Source organism: Amycolatopsis xylanica (genome assembly GCF_900107045.1).
Classification (GTDB): Bacteria; Actinomycetota; Actinomycetes; order Mycobacteriales; family Pseudonocardiaceae; genus Amycolatopsis; species Amycolatopsis xylanica.
The window spans coordinates 199,747-215,899 of sequence record NZ_FNON01000002.1 but is presented as its reverse complement, the minus strand read 5'-3'; the positions used below and the strand labels follow the sequence as shown (position 1 = coordinate 215,899).

Below are 16,153 nucleotides of genomic sequence, written 5' to 3'. Positions count from 1 at the left end.
TAAGCAGCCTCTGCCCGTATCGTGGACGGCATTTCCGGTACGCGACCGCGACCGGCCTGTTCGGGTAGAAGGAGCCAGCGGTGACCACGTCATCGGCCCAGGATGTTTCGGGCAGATTGTTCCTCGCGGTGGGCAGGTTGTCCCGGTCGCTACGGCAGGCCGGGGCACCCGGCCCAGGGCACGGCGCCATCTCGGCGCTCGCCACGCTGGTCAACTCGGGGCAGCTGCGCCTCGGTGACCTCGCGGCCAAGGAGGGTGTCGCGGCGGCGACCATGTCGCGGATAGTGGCCGCGCTGGTGGAGGCAGGCTACGTCAGCCGCGAGCCCGACCCGATCGACCGCCGCGCCTGGCTCGCGACGGCGACCGAGGAGGGCGCGAACCTCGTCAGCGGCGTCCAGTCGACGCGCGTGCAGGAGCTGAACCGGCGCATCGAGCGGCTCAGCCCTGAGCATCGCGAGGCGCTGCAGACGGCGTTGCCCGCGTTGGAAGCGCTGCTCACCGACGACATTTGACCTCAAGCATGGTCGAGGTTCGATGCTGGGGGCATGAGAATCGAAGACCGCATTGAGATCACCGAGCTGATCGACCGTTTCTTCCTCGCGCTGGACGACGGCACGGTCGGTGAGGACTGGGTGCGCTCGCAGTACACCGAAGACGTGCGCAGCGAGGCTCCCGTCTACACCGCCGTCGGCCACGACGAGGTGCTCGCGAACACGCGGGAGGCGATCGGGCGGTTCGAGCGGACGCAGCATGTCGGGTCGAATTACGTCATCGACTTCGACGGCGACGACAAGGCGCGCGTGCGCGGCAACACGATCATGACCCACGTCCACAAGGACCGGCCCGAGGCGTTCACCGTCGGCGGCACCTTCGACAACGACCTCGTGCGCACGCCGGAAGGCTGGCGGGTCAGCAAGACGGCCATGCGCGTTATCTGGACGTCCGGCGAGCCCCCGAGGCTGGGATAAAGCGGGCTTTATCCCGTCAGGCGTTTTGCTTCATGGCGGCGATTTCGGCGCGCAGTGCGCGCAGCTCGGCGAGGATCTCCGCGTTGGCGGCGGCCAGCATCTCCGACTGCTTGGCCTCCTCCTCGCGGATGTCCTGCCGCAGCTCGTCCTCCATCCCGCTCACCACCACGGCGATGAACAGGTTCAGCACCGCGAAGCTCGACACCAGGATGTAGATCACGAAGAACAGCCACGCCATCGGCGCCTGCACCATGATGCTCTTCGCGATGTCCGGCCACGCCTCGCCGGTCATCACCTGGAACAGCGTGAACAGCGAGGTGCCCAGGTCGCCGAAGTTCTCCGGCGAGATCACGCCGAACAGCTTGGTCGCCATCACGCCCGCGACGAAGATGATCAGCCCCAGCAGCGCCGCGATCGACGCCATCCCCGGGATCGCGGTCAGCAGGCCCGAAACGACCTTGCGCATCGACGGCACGACCGAGATCAGCCGCAGCACCCGGAGCACGCGCAGCGCCCGCAGCACCGCGAACGGCCCGGTCGCCGGTATCACCGCGATCCCGATGATGATCAGGTCGAACACGTTCCACGAGTCGCTGAAGAACTTCGCGCGGTAGGCGTAGAACTTCGCGAGCAGCTCGGCGACGAAGATGCCGAGCGCGATGTGGTCGAGCGCGTGGAGCACCGGGCCGTACGCGGCCAGCAGATTGGTCGAGGTCTCCATCGCCAGCGTGATGGCGTTGAAGATGATCACGGAGATGATGAAGTTCTGGAACCGGCGGTCTTCGACGAACTTCGCTACCTGTACTGGCTTGAACACGCCGAGCATCGTAACTATTCGGGCGCGAGCCGCCAGAACGCGGAGACGGGACCGACCTTTTCGCCCATGGGATAGGCGTTTTCGACCGCCTTGCTGACGAACGCCTTGGCGAAGCGCGCCGCCTCGACCACCGGCATCCCCCTGGACAGCCCGGCCGTCAGCGCGGACGCCATGGTGTCGCCCGCGCCGTGCGTGTGCGGGGTGTCGAAGCGCGGCCCTTCGAGCTCGACGAACGTGGAGCCGTCGAAGAGCAGGTCCATGCACTCCGGATCGCCCTTCAGATGGCCGCCCTTGACCAGCACGTAGCGCGGGCCCAGCCGCTGGAGCACGAACGCGGCCTGGTGCATCTGGTCGCGCGTGGTGACCTCCATGCCGGTCAGCAGCCGCACCTCGTCGAGGTTCGGCGTGAGCACGGTCGCGCGCGGCAGCAGCTCGTCGCGCAGCGCGGCGAGGCCGTCGTCGTCGAACAGCGGGGTGCCGTGCATCGACGCGGCGACCGGGTCGACGACGAACGGGGTCTTGAAGTCGCGGCCGATGCCCGCCTTGTCGCAGGCCTCGGCGACCGCCCGGATGATCTCCGCCGACGCGAGCATGCCGGTCTTGGCCGCGTTGACACCCATATCGGCGGCCACCGCCTCGATCTGCCCGGCGACGATGTGCGGCGGCAGGTCGGCGCGGTCGTGCACGCCGAGCGTGTTCTGCACGGTCACCGCGGTGACGGCGACGAGACCGTGCACCCCGCAGGTCAGGAAGGTGCGCAGGTCCGCCTGCAGGCCTGCCGCCCCGCCCGAGTCCGAGCCTGCGATGGTGAGCGCGGTCTTCATGGGTCTCCCGACTTCTGGTCTAGTCCATCCGGCCATTTCCCCTTCACGTGGCCGCCACCATGTTGGCACAGTGTGAGAACGCGAAATTCTTTCAAGGCTCCGTGAAGGGATCAGGATGCGATTCTCCTCGGCAGCGCTGGCGGCGGGAATGCTGTTCGCCGTGATGACGGGCACGGCACAGGCCGACCCCGCGAAGGTCTCCGGCAGCACCACGGTCGGGGTGCACAACACCTACGACACGGCCGCCTACGACTACCTCGCCCGCTCGCTCGACAACGGCACGTCGCTGATCGAGCTGGACGTCTGGCCGAACATCATCACCAAGGAATGGAAGGTCAGCCACTCCAACCCGCTGGGCAACGGCAACAACTGCGTCGCGGCCACCTCGGCGTCGCAGCTCTACACCGGCGGCAAGAACAAGAACCTCGAGTACTGCCTCGACGACATCCGGATCTGGCTCGACGCGCATCCCGGCAAGGGCCCGATCCTGCTCAAGCTGGAGATGAAGACCGGCTTCTCGGACAACGGCGGCCGCGGCCCCGACGAGCTCGACGCGTCCATCCGTGGGCACCTCGGCGGGCACGTCTTCCGCCCGGCCGACCTGCTCGGCGGCTACGCCACGCTCGACGAGGCGGCCAAGGCGGACAACTGGCCGACGCGGAGTTCGTTGCAGGGCAAGGTGTTCATCGAGATCATCCCCGGCACGGTCGAGGAGGGTAACCCGACGGACACGCTCAAGACCGACGTCGAGTACGCGCGGTACCTGGTCGGCCTGAAGAACGCGGGCAGGCTCGGCGACGCGCAGGTCTTCCCGACCGTGCACGGCGCTGTCGGCGGCGATCCGCGTGACAAGTACGAGGCGGCTCTCAAGCCTTGGTTCGTGTTCTTCGACGGCGACGCGAACGCGTGGCTCACCAACACCGGCCCGTGGTGGTACGACGCCAACCACTACTTCGTGGTGATGACCGACGCGCACAACGTCGCGCCCGCCATCGACTCGCGCAATCCGACCCCGGAACAGGCCACCCAGCGCCTCACCGATCTCGCCAAGGCGCACGCCTCGATGATCACTTCGGACTGGGTGGGCCTGACCACGGTGCTCCCGCTGGTCGTGCCTCGCGGATAGCCGCAGGGGTCGTGAGTGTTCCGGCCGGTTCTAACCGGCCGGAACACTCACGACCCTCAGGCGACGGTGAGCACGAGCTTGCCGGTCACCCGGCCAGCTTCGCCGAGTTCGTGTGCCTTGCCCGCTTCTTCGAGCGGGAACGTCTGCTCCACGTGCACCTTGAGCTGTCCCTTGCCGATGAGCTCGACCAGGCCGGTGAGACCGATCTGGTCGGGCTCGACCAGCACCTGGCGGTGCCGCACGCCCGGCGCGTCGATCTGGCTCGCCGCCACGGTCACCACGATCCCGCCGTGGCGCACGGCGGGCAGCCAGCGGGACGTGCTCTCCTCGCCGACCGTCGCGGCCAGCACGTCGAGGCCGGTCACGGTGGCGTTCGGGTCCCGGTAGTCGACCGGCTCGTCGACGCCGAGCGAGCGCAGGAACTCGTGCTTCGGCGCGCTGGCGGTGCCGAGCACGTACGCGCCGCGGGCCTTCGCGATCTGCACGGCGAGATGGCCGACGCCGCCCGCCGCGCCGTCGACGAGCACCCGCTGTCCCGGCTGGACGTTCGCGACGTCGACCAGCGCCTGCCACGCGGTCAGCCCGGCGAGCGGGAGCCCGGCGGCCTCGGCGTGTGACAGGCCCTTCGGCTTGCGGACGAAGTGGCGTGACGGCGCGACCACGTAGTCCGCGTACGCCGCGGCCTGCCGGGGGAACAGCGGCATGCCGAGCACCTCGTCGCCGACGTCGACGCCGGTGGCGCCGAACCCGAGTTCCTCGACGACGCCGGAGACGTCCCAGCCCACCGTGTAGGGCGGCTCACCCATGAAGACCTCGTGTGCCCGCGTCTTCCAGTCGACCGGGTTGATCCCGGCGGCGTGCACCCGCACGAGCACCTCGGTCGGGCCGGGCGCCGGCCGGTCGGTCTCGATCACACGCAGCACTTCGGGTCCGCCGAACTCCTGCTGGGTCACCACTCGCATCGGTCTGCTCCTGTTCGTTCTCGCTGGCATGACCTATGCTCGGGCAGGTAGGCACTTTTCGCTAGAAGGCACTTCCTCGTAAAGTAGGTACCTAATGGAAACTACCTCTGACCAGCACTGGGACGTTTATCTGAAGAACTGCCCGTGCCGGGACGTGCTCGACCTGCTGGCGAACAAGTGGACGGCGCTGATGCTCGGAGCGCTCCGGCGGCGCCCGCACCGCTTCGGCGAGCTGCGCCGCGCGGTCGAGGGCATCAGCCAGAAGATGCTCACCCAGAACCTGCGCGCGCTGGAGCGCGACGGCCTGATCACGCGCACGGTCTACCCGACGACCCCGCCGACCGTCGAGTACGCGCTGACCGACCTCGGCACGGACGTCTCCCGGCACCTCGTCGCGCTGAGCACCTGGTCACAGGCCAACTTCAGCCGCATCCGAGAGGCACGCGAAACCTTCGACTCCCGCGTCGTCGAACCTGTGTCGTGAGATTTAGCGGGCTTTATCCCGGGCGCTTTTCCCGGGATAAAGCCCGCTAAATCCCGGCCCTCGCGGTCAGTCTTTGAGCCGCCAGAACGGCGAGACCGGCCCAACTCCCTTGCCCAGCGCGTAAGACTCGGCCACGCACCGCTCGATGAACCGCTTGCCCTCGCTCACCGCCGCCGGCACGTCCGCGCCCTTCGCCAGCGAGGCGGTGATCGCCGACGCGAGCGTGTCACCGCCGCCGTGCGTGTTCTCGGTGTCGTAACGCGGTCCGCTCAACTCGATGAACTCGCGCCCATCGGAAAGCAGATCGACGCAATCGGCGGCGTTCTCCATATGCCCGCCCTTGACGAGCACCCACGCCGATCCGAAGCCCAGCAACGCTTCGGCCGCCGCGCGCTGCGAAACCGGGTCCGTCACGGAGATCCCGGTGAGCAGCCGCACCTCGTCGAGATTCGGCGTCACCAAGGTCGCGCGTGGGAACAGCTCGGTCCGGATGGCATCCAACGCCTCCTCGCGCAGGAGGGCGTGGCCGGTCATCGACGCGGCGACCGGGTCGACCACGAACGGCACGCCCGTGCGCTGTCCGATGTGGACCTCGTCGAGCGTTTTCGCCACCGCGCGGATGATCTCGGCCGTCGCCAGCATGCCGGTCTTGGCCGCGTCGACGCCCATGTCGGTCGCCACCGCCTTGATCTGCGCGGTCACGACGTCGGCCGGGATCTCCGTGAAACCCTGCACGCCCAACGAGTTCTGCACGGTGACCGCCGTGAGCGACACGAGTCCGTGCACCCCGCACGCGAAGAACGTGCGCAGGTCGGCCTGGATGCCCGCACCACCGCCGGAGTCCGATCCGGCGATGGTGAGGGCGGTCCTCGGTGTCACTGGCCCACTACGGGCAGGTAGACCTTGTTGCCGTGTTCGCTGAACTCCTCCGACTTCTCGGCCATGCCGGCTTCGATCGCTTCCACTGTGGACAGTCCGTGTTCCTCGGCGTACTTGCGGACGTCCTGGGTGATGCGCATCGAGCAGAACTTCGGCCCGCACATCGAGCAGAAGTGCGCGGTCTTCGCCGCTTCGACCGGCAGTGTCTCGTCGTGGAACGAGCGCGCGGTGTCCGGGTCGAGCGAGAGGTTGAACTGGTCGTGCCAGCGGAATTCGAAGCGGGCCTTGGAAAGCTCGTCGTCCCATTCCTGCGCGTGCGGGTGCCCCTTGGCGAGGTCGGCCGCGTGCGCCGCGATCTTGTAGGTGATCACGCCGGTCTTGACGTCATCGCGGTTCGGCAGGCCGAGGTGCTCCTTCGGCGTGACGTAGCACAGCATCGCCGTGCCGTACCAGCCGATCTGCGCGGCGCCGATGGCCGAGGTGATGTGGTCGTAGCCGGGCGCGATGTCCGTCGCGAGCGGGCCGAGCGTGTAGAACGGCGCCTCGCCGGTGAGCTTCTCCTCGAGCTCGACGTTCTCCTTGATCTTGTGCATCGGCACGTGGCCGGGGCCCTCGATCATCACCTGCACGTCGTGCTCACGCGCGATGTGCGTCAGCTCGCCGAGCGTCTCCAGCTCCGCGAACTGCGCGCGGTCGTTGGCGTCCGCGATCGAGCCGGGGCGCAGCCCGTCGCCGAGTGAGAACGTCACGTCGTACTCGCGCAGAATCTCGCACAGTTCGACGAAATTGGTGTACAGGAAGGACTCCTTGTGGTGCGCGAGGCACCACGCCGCCATGATCGAGCCACCGCGGCTGACGATCCCGGTGACCCGCTTGGCGGTCAGCGGGATGTAACGCAGCAGCACGCCGGCGTGCACGGTGACGTAGTCGACGCCCTGCTCGCACTGCTCGATGATGGTGTCGCGGTAGATCTCCCAGGTCAGCTTTTCCGGCTCACCGTCGACCTTTTCCAGCGCCTGGTAGATCGGCACGGTGCCGACCGGGACCGGCGAGTTGCGGATGATCCACTCACGGGTTTCGTGGATCCGCTTGCCGGTGGACAGGTCCATGATCGTGTCGGCGCCCCAGCGGGTGGCCCACACCATCTTGTCGACCTCTTCCTCCACAGAGGACCAGACGGCCGAGTTGCCCATGTTGGCGTTGATCTTCACCAGGAAGTTCTTGCCGATGATCATCGGCTCGCTCTCCGGGTGGCACCGGTTCGCCGGGATCACCGCCCGCCCGCGCGCGACCTCGTCGCGCACGAACTCCGGAGAGCACCGCTCACGCGCGGCGATGTACTCCATCTCGCGGGTGATCACCCCCGCTTTCGCCCAGCCCAGCTGGGTTTTGTGCTCCCGCCCGTCCGCCCAGCCTGCTCGCAGCCGGTGAAGTCCATTGTGGACGTCGATGGTCGCGTCGTCGTCGGTGTACGGGCCGGAGGTGTCGTAGACGTCGAAGTGGTCACCATTGGTCAGCTCGATCCGCCGCGCCGGGACCCGCAGGCCCGATTCGGTCGGGTGATAAACCTTGTGCGAGCCCGAGATCGGCCCGGTGGTCACGGTCGGCTGAACGGCGGCATCATCTAGCGTCGTCAAGACGTTCACTCCCTACGCCGGCATTACCCGGTCAGGTTCATGCGGTCGGCGGCGCCGGGTCCCTGGAAAGACACCAGCCGCCCTCTCAGCCCGCCATGGCGCGAGCTCCCGCGGTGTTTGGTTGTACCCCGACCATGCCATGCCCGCCCCGAGTACTCAACCCCGCCTGGTCAGTGTCACTTGAGTGGGTCCATGGACACCGCGAATCCAGGTTTTGTCGGTGCCGCGAGGTAGCCTCGAAGTGGCGAGTGAAGGAGGTGAACTCAATGAGCACCGTTGCCAGGAACGAAGGGTGGAACGCGCTGCTGCGCTCGTGGCAGGAGGCCGACATACCGGAGGGCTGGCACGCCGAGGTCTGTGAGGGAGGGATCACGATGGTGCCGCCGCCCGGTGTCGACCACAACCTGATCGCGGGTGTGGTGCATCGGGCGTTGCTGGGCGCCGTCCCGCGGGAGTGGGGTGTCTATCAGACGCTGGGCATCTCGGTGGTCGGCCTGCGCAGGCTCTACGTGCCGGATCTCGTGGTCATGCCCGTCGAGGCGCTGACGCGTGCCGACCTGGACCCGGTGCCCGCGAGCAGTGCCAAGCTGGTCGTGGAGATCGTCTCGCCGAGCAATGCCCGCGTGGATCGCGTGGAGAAACTCCGGGCGTACGCCGAGGCGTCGATCCCGGTGTACTTGATGATCGATCGCTTCGACGAGCACGGGCCGCTGGTCACCGTGTTCTCCGACCCGGCGGACGGGCACTACCGGGAGATCATGGCCGCGCTCTTCGGCAGCCGGATCGAGCTTCCCGAGCCCATCAACCTGAAACTCGACACGAACGACTTCCGCTAGCCGACGAGTTCCACCGGTTTGGCGTAGACGTCGACCATCGCGCCGTTGCGCAGCACCGTGATGGGCAGCGCCGTGCCGATCACTTCGGCGAACAGCTGCCGCTGGATTCCCTGCGCGTCCGAGACGCGTTCGCGGCCGACGGTGAGCACGAGATCGCCCGCGCGCAGGCCCGCGCGTGCGGCGGGCCCGTCCGCGACCACCTCGCGCACGCGGAGCCCGGCGCGCTGGCCGGTGCGCTCGGCGACGTCGTCGGGCAGCGGCGCCGGGACGCCGACCACGCCGAGGTAGGCGCGGCGCACCCGGCCTTCGACGAGCAGGGTGTCGATGATCCGGCGGGTGGTCGCGTTGATCGGGACGGCCAGGCCGAGCCCGATCCCGGCGACCGCGGTGTTGACGCCGACGACCCGGCCCGCCGAATCCGCGAGCGCGCCGCCGGAGTTGCCGGGGTTGAGCGCGGCGTCGGTCTGGATGACGTCCTCGATCACGCGCCCAGTACTGCGCTGCGGCCCCCGCACTCGGACCGGCAACGCACGGCCGAGCGCGCTCACGACGCCCGCGGTCACCGAGCCGGTGAAGCCCAGCGGGCTGCCGACGGCGACGACGAGCTGGCCGACGACGAGCTTGTCCGCGTCGCCGAGCACGGCCGCGGGTGGCGCTTCCGCGGCGCGCAGCACGGCCAGGTCCGAGAGCGGGTCCGCGCCGACGACGTCGAAGGCGGCTTCGGTGCCGTCCGCGTACGTCGCGAAGCCGCGCCGATGCGAGCCGACGACGTGCGCGTTGGTCAGCAGGTGGCCCTCGCCGGTGAACACCACGGCCGAGCCGCTGCCGCGCGCGAGTTCGACGCTGGCGACGTGCGGGGTGACGATCCTGGCGACCGTGCTCACGGCGACCGAGTAGGCGTCCATCGCTTCGGAGTCCATCACTCACCTCGATTACACCGTTGCAGCTGATACGAGTGTGCACCCCCGTGAAAGATCAACGGGATGTGTTCGCTCTAGGTGAACCCGCCATTCGGCCCTGTCTCGGGCAGGTGATCTGAGGCAGACTCATTCGCCGCTTCTGTAACGGTGCAGAAGTGATCCTCTTTGGGGTTGATATGCGCAAATTCCTGTACCCGGCGCTGGCCGGCCTGCTGGTCACCGGGCTGATCCCGGCGTCGGCTGCCGCGGCGCCGAGCGCGGACGCGCCGGGCGCACCCGGCACGCATCCGAGCTGGCTCCCGGCCAACAAGACCGGCTTCGGGACGGCCCGCTCCCAGGCTGGCAATGTCTGGTTCACGCTGCATGCCGGCCAGCTGTCCGAGGTCTACTACCCGGACCTGTCGACGCCGGCGATCCGTTCGCTCAATTTCGTCGTCAGCGACGGCAGCACCGCCACGGTCGACTCCGACGCCAAGTCCCAGCAGGTCCGCCGGACCGACGGGCTCACCTACGAGCAGACGATCACCGACGACCAGCACCGCTGGAAGCTCAAGAAGACCTACGTGACCGACCCGGCACGCGCGACCGTGCTCGTCAGCACCGACTTCCAGTCGCTGACCGGCAAGCCGTTCCAGCTCTACGCGGTCATGGACCCGGACCTGACCAACGACGGCTCGGACGACTCGGCGAACGTCATCGGCGACGCGGTCGTCGCCGGTGACGCGAAGACCGGCGCCGCGCTGACCGCCAAGCCCGCCTTCACGCACAAGAGCGCCGGCTACGCGGGCGTGTCCGACGGCAGGACGCAGCTGACCAAGACGGGCAAGCTCGTCGACTACCCGAGCGCGGCCAAGGGCAATGTCGTGGTCACCGGTCAGACCACAGTGGACGGTCTGCGCTCGAAGCACGTCGACCTCGCCATCGGCCTCGGCGCGAACACCGCCGCCGCGCTGGACACCGCGCGCCTGTCGCAGCGCGCGACGTTCGAGGCGGTGGCCCGGTCGAACGAATGGGGCTGGCGCGGATACCTGCGCAGCGTGAAGGGCGCGCCCGACTCGCTGAAGACCAAGCAGGAGCGCGATCTTTACGAGGCTTCGGTGCTGATGCTCGCCGCGAGCGAGGACAAGCTGCACCCCGGCGCGTTCATCGCGTCGCCGAGCATGCCTTGGCGTTTCGGCAACAACGACCCCGAATGGTCGCCGTCGGGCACGTATCACCTGGTGTGGCCGCGCGACCTGTACCAAATCGCCACCGGCATGCTCGCCGCGGGCGACCGGCGCGCCGCCGAGCGCGCGGTGGACTACATGTTCGGCACGCAGCAGCGGCCCGACGGGCACCTGCCGCAGAACTCGCACGTCAACGGAACCCCGTACTGGACGTCCATCCAGCTCGACGAGACCGCGTTCCCGATCGTGCTCGCGCAGCAGCTCGGCAAGAAGGACGCGAAGACCTGGGCGGGTGTGCGCAAGGCGGCCGACTTCATCCTCGGCTACAAGGGTGAGAAGGGACAGCCTTCGCCGTACTCGCAGCAGGAGCGCTGGGAGGAACAGGACGGCTGGTCGCCCTCGACCATCGCTTCGGTGATCGCCGGTCTGGTCTGCGCGGCCGACATCGCGAAGGCCAACGGCGCCGCCGCCGACGCGGCGCGCTACCTGGCGGCGGCGGACAAGTTCAAGGCCGACCTCGCCAAGCAGACGATCACCACCAACGGGCCGCTGTCGAAGGACCCGTACTTCGTCCGGCTGACCAAGGACGGCAACGCCAACAACGGCACCAAGTACAACCTGGGCAACTCGAGCCTCACGAAGGACCAGCGTGAGGTCACGGACGCCGGGTTCCTCGACCTGGTGCGCCTCGGCATCTACCGAGCCGACGACCCGGTCATCGTCAACAGCATCAAGGTGACCGACAAGGACATCGCCTTCACCACGCCGACCGGGCAGTTCTGGCACCGCTACTCGCTCGACGGCTACGGCGAGCAGGCCGACGGCAAGCCGTGGGACTACACGTACCCGGCGGAAAGCCGGACGACGTTCGGCAGGCTGTGGCCGCTGCTCGCGGGTGAGCGTGGCGAGTACGACCTGGTCAACGGCGATCGGGCGACGGCGGCCAAACGTTTGCGCGACCTCGGCCGCGTGAGCAGCTCGGGCGACACCATGCCCGAGCAGGTCTGGGACCAGAACGCGCCGTCAGGCCAGACCGGCTTCCCGCCGGGCACGCCGACCGCGTCGGCGACCCCGCTGGCCTGGACGCACGCGCAGTACCTCCGCCTCGCGTGGGCGGTGCAGGCCGGGTCCGTGATCGAGCAGCCGCGCGTCGTGCGCTGCCACTTCCTGGGCTGTTAAGGGCTCGTGCGCGTTGCGGGCGGTTAGAACCGCCCGCAACGCGCACGACCACCTCGACCCGGGGTGCCGTGTCGTCCATCCAGGTACGCGTGTCGTCCGTTCATGCACGCGCGTTGGTGACCAAGCGGTGCCTGGCCGAGCGACGGCGGCTTCGGCTGGCGTACGCAGATGGACGGCACCCGTGCACAGATGGACGACACGCGTACGCGGATGGACGACACGCCAATCGGCACGACCACATGCCGGGGTCGTGAGTGGTACGGCCGGTTCTAACCGGCCGTGCCACTCACGAGGGTGGGTCAGTCTTCGTCGTCGGCGGAGGGCTCGCGCGGGGGGAGCCAGGAGTTGCCGGGGACGCCCCACTTGTTGGACTTGATCATGCGCTTGGCCTCGCGGGCGTGGCGGCCGACCAGGCGGTCCAGGTAGATGTACCCGTCCAGGTGATCGGTCTCGTGCTGCAGGCAGCGCGCGAAGAAGCCGGTGCCCTCGACCTCGATCTGGTTGCCCTCGACGTCCTGGCCGGTCACCTTCGCCCAGGTCGCGCGGCCCGTCGGGAACGACTCGCCGGGCGCGGAGAGGCAGCCCTCCCAGTCGTTGTCCGGGTCGGGCATGGTCTCGGGGATCTCCGAGGTCTCCAGCTTCGGGTTCACCACGACGCCCTTGTGGCGGGTGCCCTCGTCGTCAGGGCAGTCGTAGACGAACACGCGCAGGTCGAGGCCGATCTGATTGGCCGCGAGCCCGACGCCCTCGGCGGCGTACATCGTCTCGAACATGTCTTCGGTGAGCGTGCGCAGCGCGTCGTCGAACTCGGTGATCTCCCGAGTCGGGTTGTGCAGCACGGGGTCGCCGGCGATTCGGATGGCATGGACGGTCACGGCGGCAATTTTGTCAGACCGTCGTGATAGACCATGACGCGCCGGGGTTGATCCCCACGTCGGACCCTGGATCCGTGGTTCAATGGCGCCCGCGGAATGACAATCGTGGGATTCGCCGGACCTGATTGCGAGGAGTCAGATGGACGCCGCGGAGTCGCTCGCCGATTCGTCCGGCGAGGGCCAGGCCGAGCCCATCGAGGGTCTCTCACCGCGCGAGGTCGAGGTACTCGCCTTCGAACGCCAGTGGTTCAGGTACGCGGGCGCGAAGGAACAGGCGATCCGGGAGAAATTCGGGCTCTCGCCGACGCGGTACTACCAGGTCTTGAACCAGCTGCTCGAAAAGCAGGAAGCACTGCAGGCGGACCCGATGCTGGTCAAACGCCTGCGCAAGATGCGTGCCGCGCGTCAGCGCACCAGGTCGGCACGGCGACTGGGGATTGAACTGCCATGAGTGTGTTCTCCGGGCTCTCCCGGCCGTTGAAGGCGGCCGGGCTGGCGCTGATCGGCCTCGCGGTGATCGCGGGCGTGATCGGCGGCGTGACCGCGCTGACGGGTGGTGAATCGAACGACACGGCCCAGCCGTCGCAGTCGTCGAACCCGCCGCCGCCCGCGTCCAGTTCGCCCGCGCCTTCTTCGTCGGCACCGGCCTCGTCCGCGCCGCCGTCGTCCTCCGCGTCGCCTTCGCCGTCGACTTCGCCCAGCGCGCCGGCGAGCACGGCGCCCGGCGGTGTCCAGCCGACCCCTGGCGGCCAGCCCGGCGGTCCGCAGCAGGTCGCGAAGTGGGTGACCGTGCGCGTCTACAACAACAGCACGATCCACGGCCTCGCCGCCCGCGCCGCCGAGGACTTCAAGGCCTCCGGCTGGAACGTCGCCGAGGTCAGCAACTACTCGTCCGGCATCATCCCGGCGACCACGGCGTACTACCGCCCTGGCACCGACGAGGAGCAGGCCGCGAAGGCGCTCGCCGCCGAGTTCGGCATGCGTGCCGAGGCACGGTTCGAGGGCATCCAGCAGTCCTCGCCCGGCGTCATCGTGATCGTCACGAACAACTACCAGACCGCCAAAGGCAAGTAGGCCGGATAAAGCGGGCTTTACTCCGTGAGCGCGAAGCGCGACGCGGAGTAAAGCCCGCTTTATCCCGTCCGCTACTCGGCGCGGTTCTTGGCGTAGGCCTCGAGTGATGCCAGCTGTGCCGGGTCGAGCGAGGGGCGGACCGCGTCGCGGGCCTTGGCCAGGTGGGCGGCGGTGACCTCGGCGGCCTCCAGCGACTCGCGCATGGCGGTCAAGGCGGCCTCGCGGATCAGGGCGGCGCAGTCCGCGGCCGAGTAGCGGTCCAAAGTGGACGCGACCTCGTCGAGGTCCACATCGGACGCCAGCGGGGTGTTCTTCGAACTCGCGCGCAGGATGGCCGCGCGGGCTTCGGCGTCTGGCGGCGGGACGTAGACGAGGCGCTCCAAGCGGCCTGGGCGCAGCAGCGCCGGATCGACCAGCTCGGGGCGGTTGGTCGCGCCGAGCACCACGACCTCACGCATCGGCTCGACGCCGTCGAGCTCGGTGAGCAGGGCCGCGACGACACGGTCGGAGACGCCCGAGTCCGAGGACTGGCCACGGCGGGGCGCGAGCGCGTCGATCTCGTCGAGGAAGATCAGGGATGGGGCGGCCTCGGCGGCGCGGCGGAAGAGCTCTCGGACCGCGCGCTCCGACTCACCGACCCACTTGTCCATCAGCTCGGCGCCTTTGACCGCGAAGACGTTCAGCGCGCCCGTGCCCGCCAGCGCACGGACGAGGTAGGTCTTGCCGCCACCGGGCGGGCCGTAAAGAAGGACGCCGCGGGGCGGGTCGACGCCCAGGCGGGCGAACGAGTCCGGGTAGCGCAGTGGCCAGAGGACGGCTTCGGTCAGCGACTGCTTGACCTCGGTCATGTCGCCGACGTCGTCGAGGGTCAGGCCGCCGGTGGCCAGAGTGTCCGAAGTGGACATCGAAATCGGGCGGACGGTGGCCAGCGCGTCGAGCAAGTCCTGCTGGGCGATGCGCGGCTCTTCGACGTCACGCTGACGCAGGGCCGCCCGGAGTGCGGCGTCGCGGCGCAAGGCCACGAGGTCCGCGACGACGAAGCCGGGCGTCTTCTCGGCGAGCACGCCGACGTCGGTGCCCGGCTCCAGCGGGACGTCGCGCAGGAGGATGCGCAGCAGCTCCGTACGGACCTTGGCGTCGGGGAGCGGCAGCCCCAGCTCGCGGTCGAGCAGGTCGGCGCCGCGCAGGCGCGGGTCGACCGACTCGGCCTTGGCCGTGGTCGCGACCAGCGCGAAGTCCTTGCGCCCCAACGCCTTCTGCAGCTCGTCGAGTACGACGGTCGCCAGCGGCGGTGGCTGGTTGGACGGCAGCAGCGCGTCGATGTCGGTGATCAGTAGTACCGCGGGCCCCTCGCCGTTGGTGGCGCGGCCGATCGCGTCGCCGATACGACCGGCCGCGGCGTTCGGCTCCAGCACGGCGATGCTCGGGGCGGCCAGCGAGACCACGCGGACGTTCTCGGACTTCGCGACCGCGCGGACCAATGTCGACTTGCCGACACCTTCCGGGCCGGACAGGAGCACACCCAGGCGGCCGCTCGTGCCGAGTTTCGCGAGCAGTTCCGGGCGGTGGAACGCCAGGTCGAACCATTCGCTCAGCTTGCGGGCCGCGGACTCCGCACCCGCGAGGTCGGCCAGCGGCGGCACGGACTCGGCGAGTTCCTCGATGCTTTCCTCTTCGACGATCTCGGCGTCGATGAAGTCGTCGGTCGACACGCGCTGGGTCGTGCGGACCACGGTCGTCCCGGTGCGGGCGGGCGCCGGGGTGTCGCCGGTGCGCGCGCCGTCACGCCAGCTGACCACTGTGGACGGTCCGACCGCGACCGGGCCGCCAGGGTCGGTCGCGGTGACCGTCAGCAGCTCGTTGGTCCAGGTCATCCCGATCATCCGCGACAGCTGCCCGCGCACCGCGGACACGTCCGAGCCGGGCACCGGAGTGAGGTCTTGCGGCAGCAGGGAAACCGCGTCGCCGACGGTCAGCACCTTGCCGATCAGCGCCAGCCGCAGCGTGCTCGGCGAGAGCGAGGCGCTCGCCAGCCGCGAGCCGGAGACGGTGACCGTGCGCGCCGCCTGCACTTCGGCGGGGGTGATCACCAGCTCGGCGCCTTCGGCCACACCGAGGTTGGACATCGTGATGTCGTCCAGCAGCACGATCCCCGGCACCCCGGTGTCGTCGGACGGCGCGGCCAGCGCGGCGCTGACGCGGGCGCCGGTGAGGCGCACCGCGTCCCACTCGCGCAGGCCCAGCGCGTCGAGCACCTCGGGATGCAGCCGGACGACACCGCGACGGGAGTCGAGCACGGACGGGTTGTGGCGGGCGGTCAGCGTGATCTGGGGTGCGCTCACAGCGCCACCCTAGTCGGGACGGGATAAAGCGGGCTTTATCCCGGGAAAAGCGTCCGGGATAAAG

16 protein-coding genes are annotated in these 16,153 nt (G+C 68.9%); 8 read left to right on the top strand and 8 right to left on the bottom strand.

The genetic code is table 11. From position 1 onward, the window contains the following. The first annotated feature begins 80 nt into the window (after positions 1–80). Together BLV57_RS08700 and BLV57_RS08695 are read left to right on the top strand one after the other, a co-directional pair. Positions 81–512 (top strand): MarR family winged helix-turn-helix transcriptional regulator, encoded by a 432-nt coding sequence (locus BLV57_RS08700; RefSeq protein ID WP_091288139.1) that lies wholly within the window; start codon positions 81–83, stop codon positions 510–512. A gap of 33 nt (positions 513–545) precedes the next feature. Next, the gene (locus BLV57_RS08695; RefSeq protein ID WP_091288138.1) at positions 546–968 is read left to right on the top strand and encodes a nuclear transport factor 2 family protein; all 423 of its coding nucleotides are present in this window, start codon (positions 546–548) and stop codon (positions 966–968) included. A gap of 16 nt (positions 969–984) precedes the next feature. Here the strand turns inward: BLV57_RS08695 and BLV57_RS08690 are convergent, their stop codons facing one another. Next, on the bottom strand, positions 985–1,785 hold the full coding sequence (locus tag BLV57_RS08690) for an ion transporter (protein ID WP_425425970.1): 801 nt from the start codon (positions 1,783–1,785) through the stop codon (positions 985–987). Positions 1,786–1,799: 14 nt separating this feature from the next. Continuing rightward, positions 1,800–2,609 carry a bifunctional hydroxymethylpyrimidine kinase/phosphomethylpyrimidine kinase gene (gene thiD / locus BLV57_RS08685; protein WP_091288136.1) on the bottom strand — a complete coding sequence of 270 codons (810 nt, stop codon included), beginning with the start codon at positions 2,607–2,609 and terminating at the stop codon, positions 1,800–1,802. A 115-nt stretch (positions 2,610–2,724) separates the two neighbouring features. Between thiD (BLV57_RS08685) and BLV57_RS08680 the strand changes: the two genes are divergently transcribed. After that, positions 2,725–3,735, top strand: a complete 1,011-nt coding sequence (locus BLV57_RS08680) for a phosphatidylinositol-specific phospholipase C domain-containing protein (RefSeq protein ID WP_091288135.1) — start codon at positions 2,725–2,727, stop codon at positions 3,733–3,735. A 56-nt stretch (positions 3,736–3,791) separates the two neighbouring features. On the opposite strand, the gene BLV57_RS08675 is transcribed toward BLV57_RS08680, so the two are convergent. Next, entirely contained in the window at positions 3,792–4,697 is a 906-nt protein-coding gene (locus BLV57_RS08675) for an NADP-dependent oxidoreductase (protein WP_091288134.1), read from the bottom strand. Between the two features lie 94 nt (positions 4,698–4,791). On the opposite strand from BLV57_RS08675, the gene BLV57_RS08670 reads away from it, so the two are divergent. Then, positions 4,792–5,181, top strand: coding sequence for a winged helix-turn-helix transcriptional regulator (locus BLV57_RS08670; RefSeq protein WP_091288133.1), 390 nt, complete (start codon positions 4,792–4,794; stop codon positions 5,179–5,181). Positions 5,182–5,247: 66 nt separating this feature from the next. Here the strand turns inward: BLV57_RS08670 and thiD (BLV57_RS08665) are convergent, their stop codons facing one another. Together thiD (BLV57_RS08665) and thiC are read right to left on the bottom strand one after the other, a co-directional pair. After that, the gene (thiD, locus tag BLV57_RS08665; protein WP_091288132.1) at positions 5,248–6,060 is read right to left on the bottom strand and encodes a bifunctional hydroxymethylpyrimidine kinase/phosphomethylpyrimidine kinase; all 813 of its coding nucleotides are present in this window, start codon (positions 6,058–6,060) and stop codon (positions 5,248–5,250) included. Continuing rightward, positions 6,057–7,697 carry a phosphomethylpyrimidine synthase ThiC gene (gene thiC / locus BLV57_RS08660; protein WP_176968547.1) on the bottom strand — a complete coding sequence of 547 codons (1,641 nt, stop codon included), beginning with the start codon at positions 7,695–7,697 and terminating at the stop codon, positions 6,057–6,059. The genes thiD (BLV57_RS08665) and thiC overlap by 4 nt, the downstream gene beginning before the upstream one ends. A gap of 266 nt (positions 7,698–7,963) precedes the next feature. On the opposite strand from thiC, the gene BLV57_RS08655 reads away from it, so the two are divergent. Continuing rightward, a complete protein-coding gene (locus tag BLV57_RS08655; RefSeq protein WP_091288131.1) occupies positions 7,964–8,533 on the top strand; it encodes a Uma2 family endonuclease in 570 nt (189 codons plus the stop codon). Here BLV57_RS08655 and BLV57_RS08650 read toward each other — a convergent pair. Next, a complete protein-coding gene (locus tag BLV57_RS08650; RefSeq protein WP_091288130.1) occupies positions 8,530–9,453 on the bottom strand; it encodes a S1C family serine protease in 924 nt (307 codons plus the stop codon). The genes BLV57_RS08655 and BLV57_RS08650 overlap by 4 nt on opposite strands. Before the next feature lie 176 nt (positions 9,454–9,629). Between BLV57_RS08650 and BLV57_RS08645 the strand changes: the two genes are divergently transcribed. Further along, positions 9,630–11,798: a glycoside hydrolase family 15 protein gene (locus BLV57_RS08645; RefSeq protein ID WP_091288129.1), complete on the top strand. Its 2,169-nt coding sequence runs from the start codon at positions 9,630–9,632 to the stop codon at positions 11,796–11,798. Between the two features lie 299 nt (positions 11,799–12,097). Here BLV57_RS08645 and BLV57_RS08640 read toward each other — a convergent pair whose 3' ends face one another. Next, the gene (locus BLV57_RS08640) at positions 12,098–12,673 is read right to left on the bottom strand and encodes a peptide deformylase (RefSeq protein WP_091288128.1); all 576 of its coding nucleotides are present in this window, start codon (positions 12,671–12,673) and stop codon (positions 12,098–12,100) included. 139 nt (positions 12,674–12,812) lie between these two features. Between BLV57_RS08640 and BLV57_RS08635 the strand changes: the two genes are divergently transcribed. After that, the gene (locus tag BLV57_RS08635) at positions 12,813–13,124 is read left to right on the top strand and encodes a DUF3263 domain-containing protein (RefSeq protein WP_091288127.1); all 312 of its coding nucleotides are present in this window, start codon (positions 12,813–12,815) and stop codon (positions 13,122–13,124) included. After that, positions 13,121–13,747 carry a LytR C-terminal domain-containing protein gene (locus BLV57_RS08630; RefSeq protein ID WP_091288126.1) on the top strand — a complete coding sequence of 209 codons (627 nt, stop codon included), beginning with the start codon at positions 13,121–13,123 and terminating at the stop codon, positions 13,745–13,747. Before BLV57_RS08635 ends, BLV57_RS08630 begins: the two co-directional genes overlap by 4 nt. A gap of 71 nt (positions 13,748–13,818) precedes the next feature. Here the strand turns inward: BLV57_RS08630 and BLV57_RS08625 are convergent, their stop codons facing one another. Next, the gene (locus BLV57_RS08625) at positions 13,819–16,089 is read right to left on the bottom strand and encodes an AAA family ATPase (protein WP_091288125.1); all 2,271 of its coding nucleotides are present in this window, start codon (positions 16,087–16,089) and stop codon (positions 13,819–13,821) included. Between the last annotated feature and the right edge of the window lie 64 nt (positions 16,090–16,153).

Coding starts and splice junctions, on each gene's coding strand:
- BLV57_RS08695 (WP_091288138.1), top strand. CDS start 546: ATGAGAATCGAAGACCGCATTGAGATCACCGAGCTGATCGACCGTTTC.
- thiD (WP_091288136.1), bottom strand. CDS start 2,609: ATGAAGACCGCGCTCACCATCGCAGGCTCGGACTCGGGCGGGGCGGCA.
- BLV57_RS08680 (WP_091288135.1), top strand. CDS start 2,725: ATGCGATTCTCCTCGGCAGCGCTGGCGGCGGGAATGCTGTTCGCCGTG.
- BLV57_RS08675 (WP_091288134.1), bottom strand. CDS start 4,697: ATGCGAGTGGTGACCCAGCAGGAGTTCGGCGGACCCGAAGTGCTGCGT.
- BLV57_RS08670 (WP_091288133.1), top strand. CDS start 4,792: ATGGAAACTACCTCTGACCAGCACTGGGACGTTTATCTGAAGAACTGC.
- BLV57_RS08655 (WP_091288131.1), top strand. CDS start 7,964: ATGAGCACCGTTGCCAGGAACGAAGGGTGGAACGCGCTGCTGCGCTCG.
- BLV57_RS08650 (WP_091288130.1), bottom strand. CDS start 9,453: ATGGACTCCGAAGCGATGGACGCCTACTCGGTCGCCGTGAGCACGGTC.
- BLV57_RS08645 (WP_091288129.1), top strand. CDS start 9,630: ATGCGCAAATTCCTGTACCCGGCGCTGGCCGGCCTGCTGGTCACCGGG.
- BLV57_RS08635 (WP_091288127.1), top strand. CDS start 12,813: ATGGACGCCGCGGAGTCGCTCGCCGATTCGTCCGGCGAGGGCCAGGCC.
- BLV57_RS08630 (WP_091288126.1), top strand. CDS start 13,121: ATGAGTGTGTTCTCCGGGCTCTCCCGGCCGTTGAAGGCGGCCGGGCTG.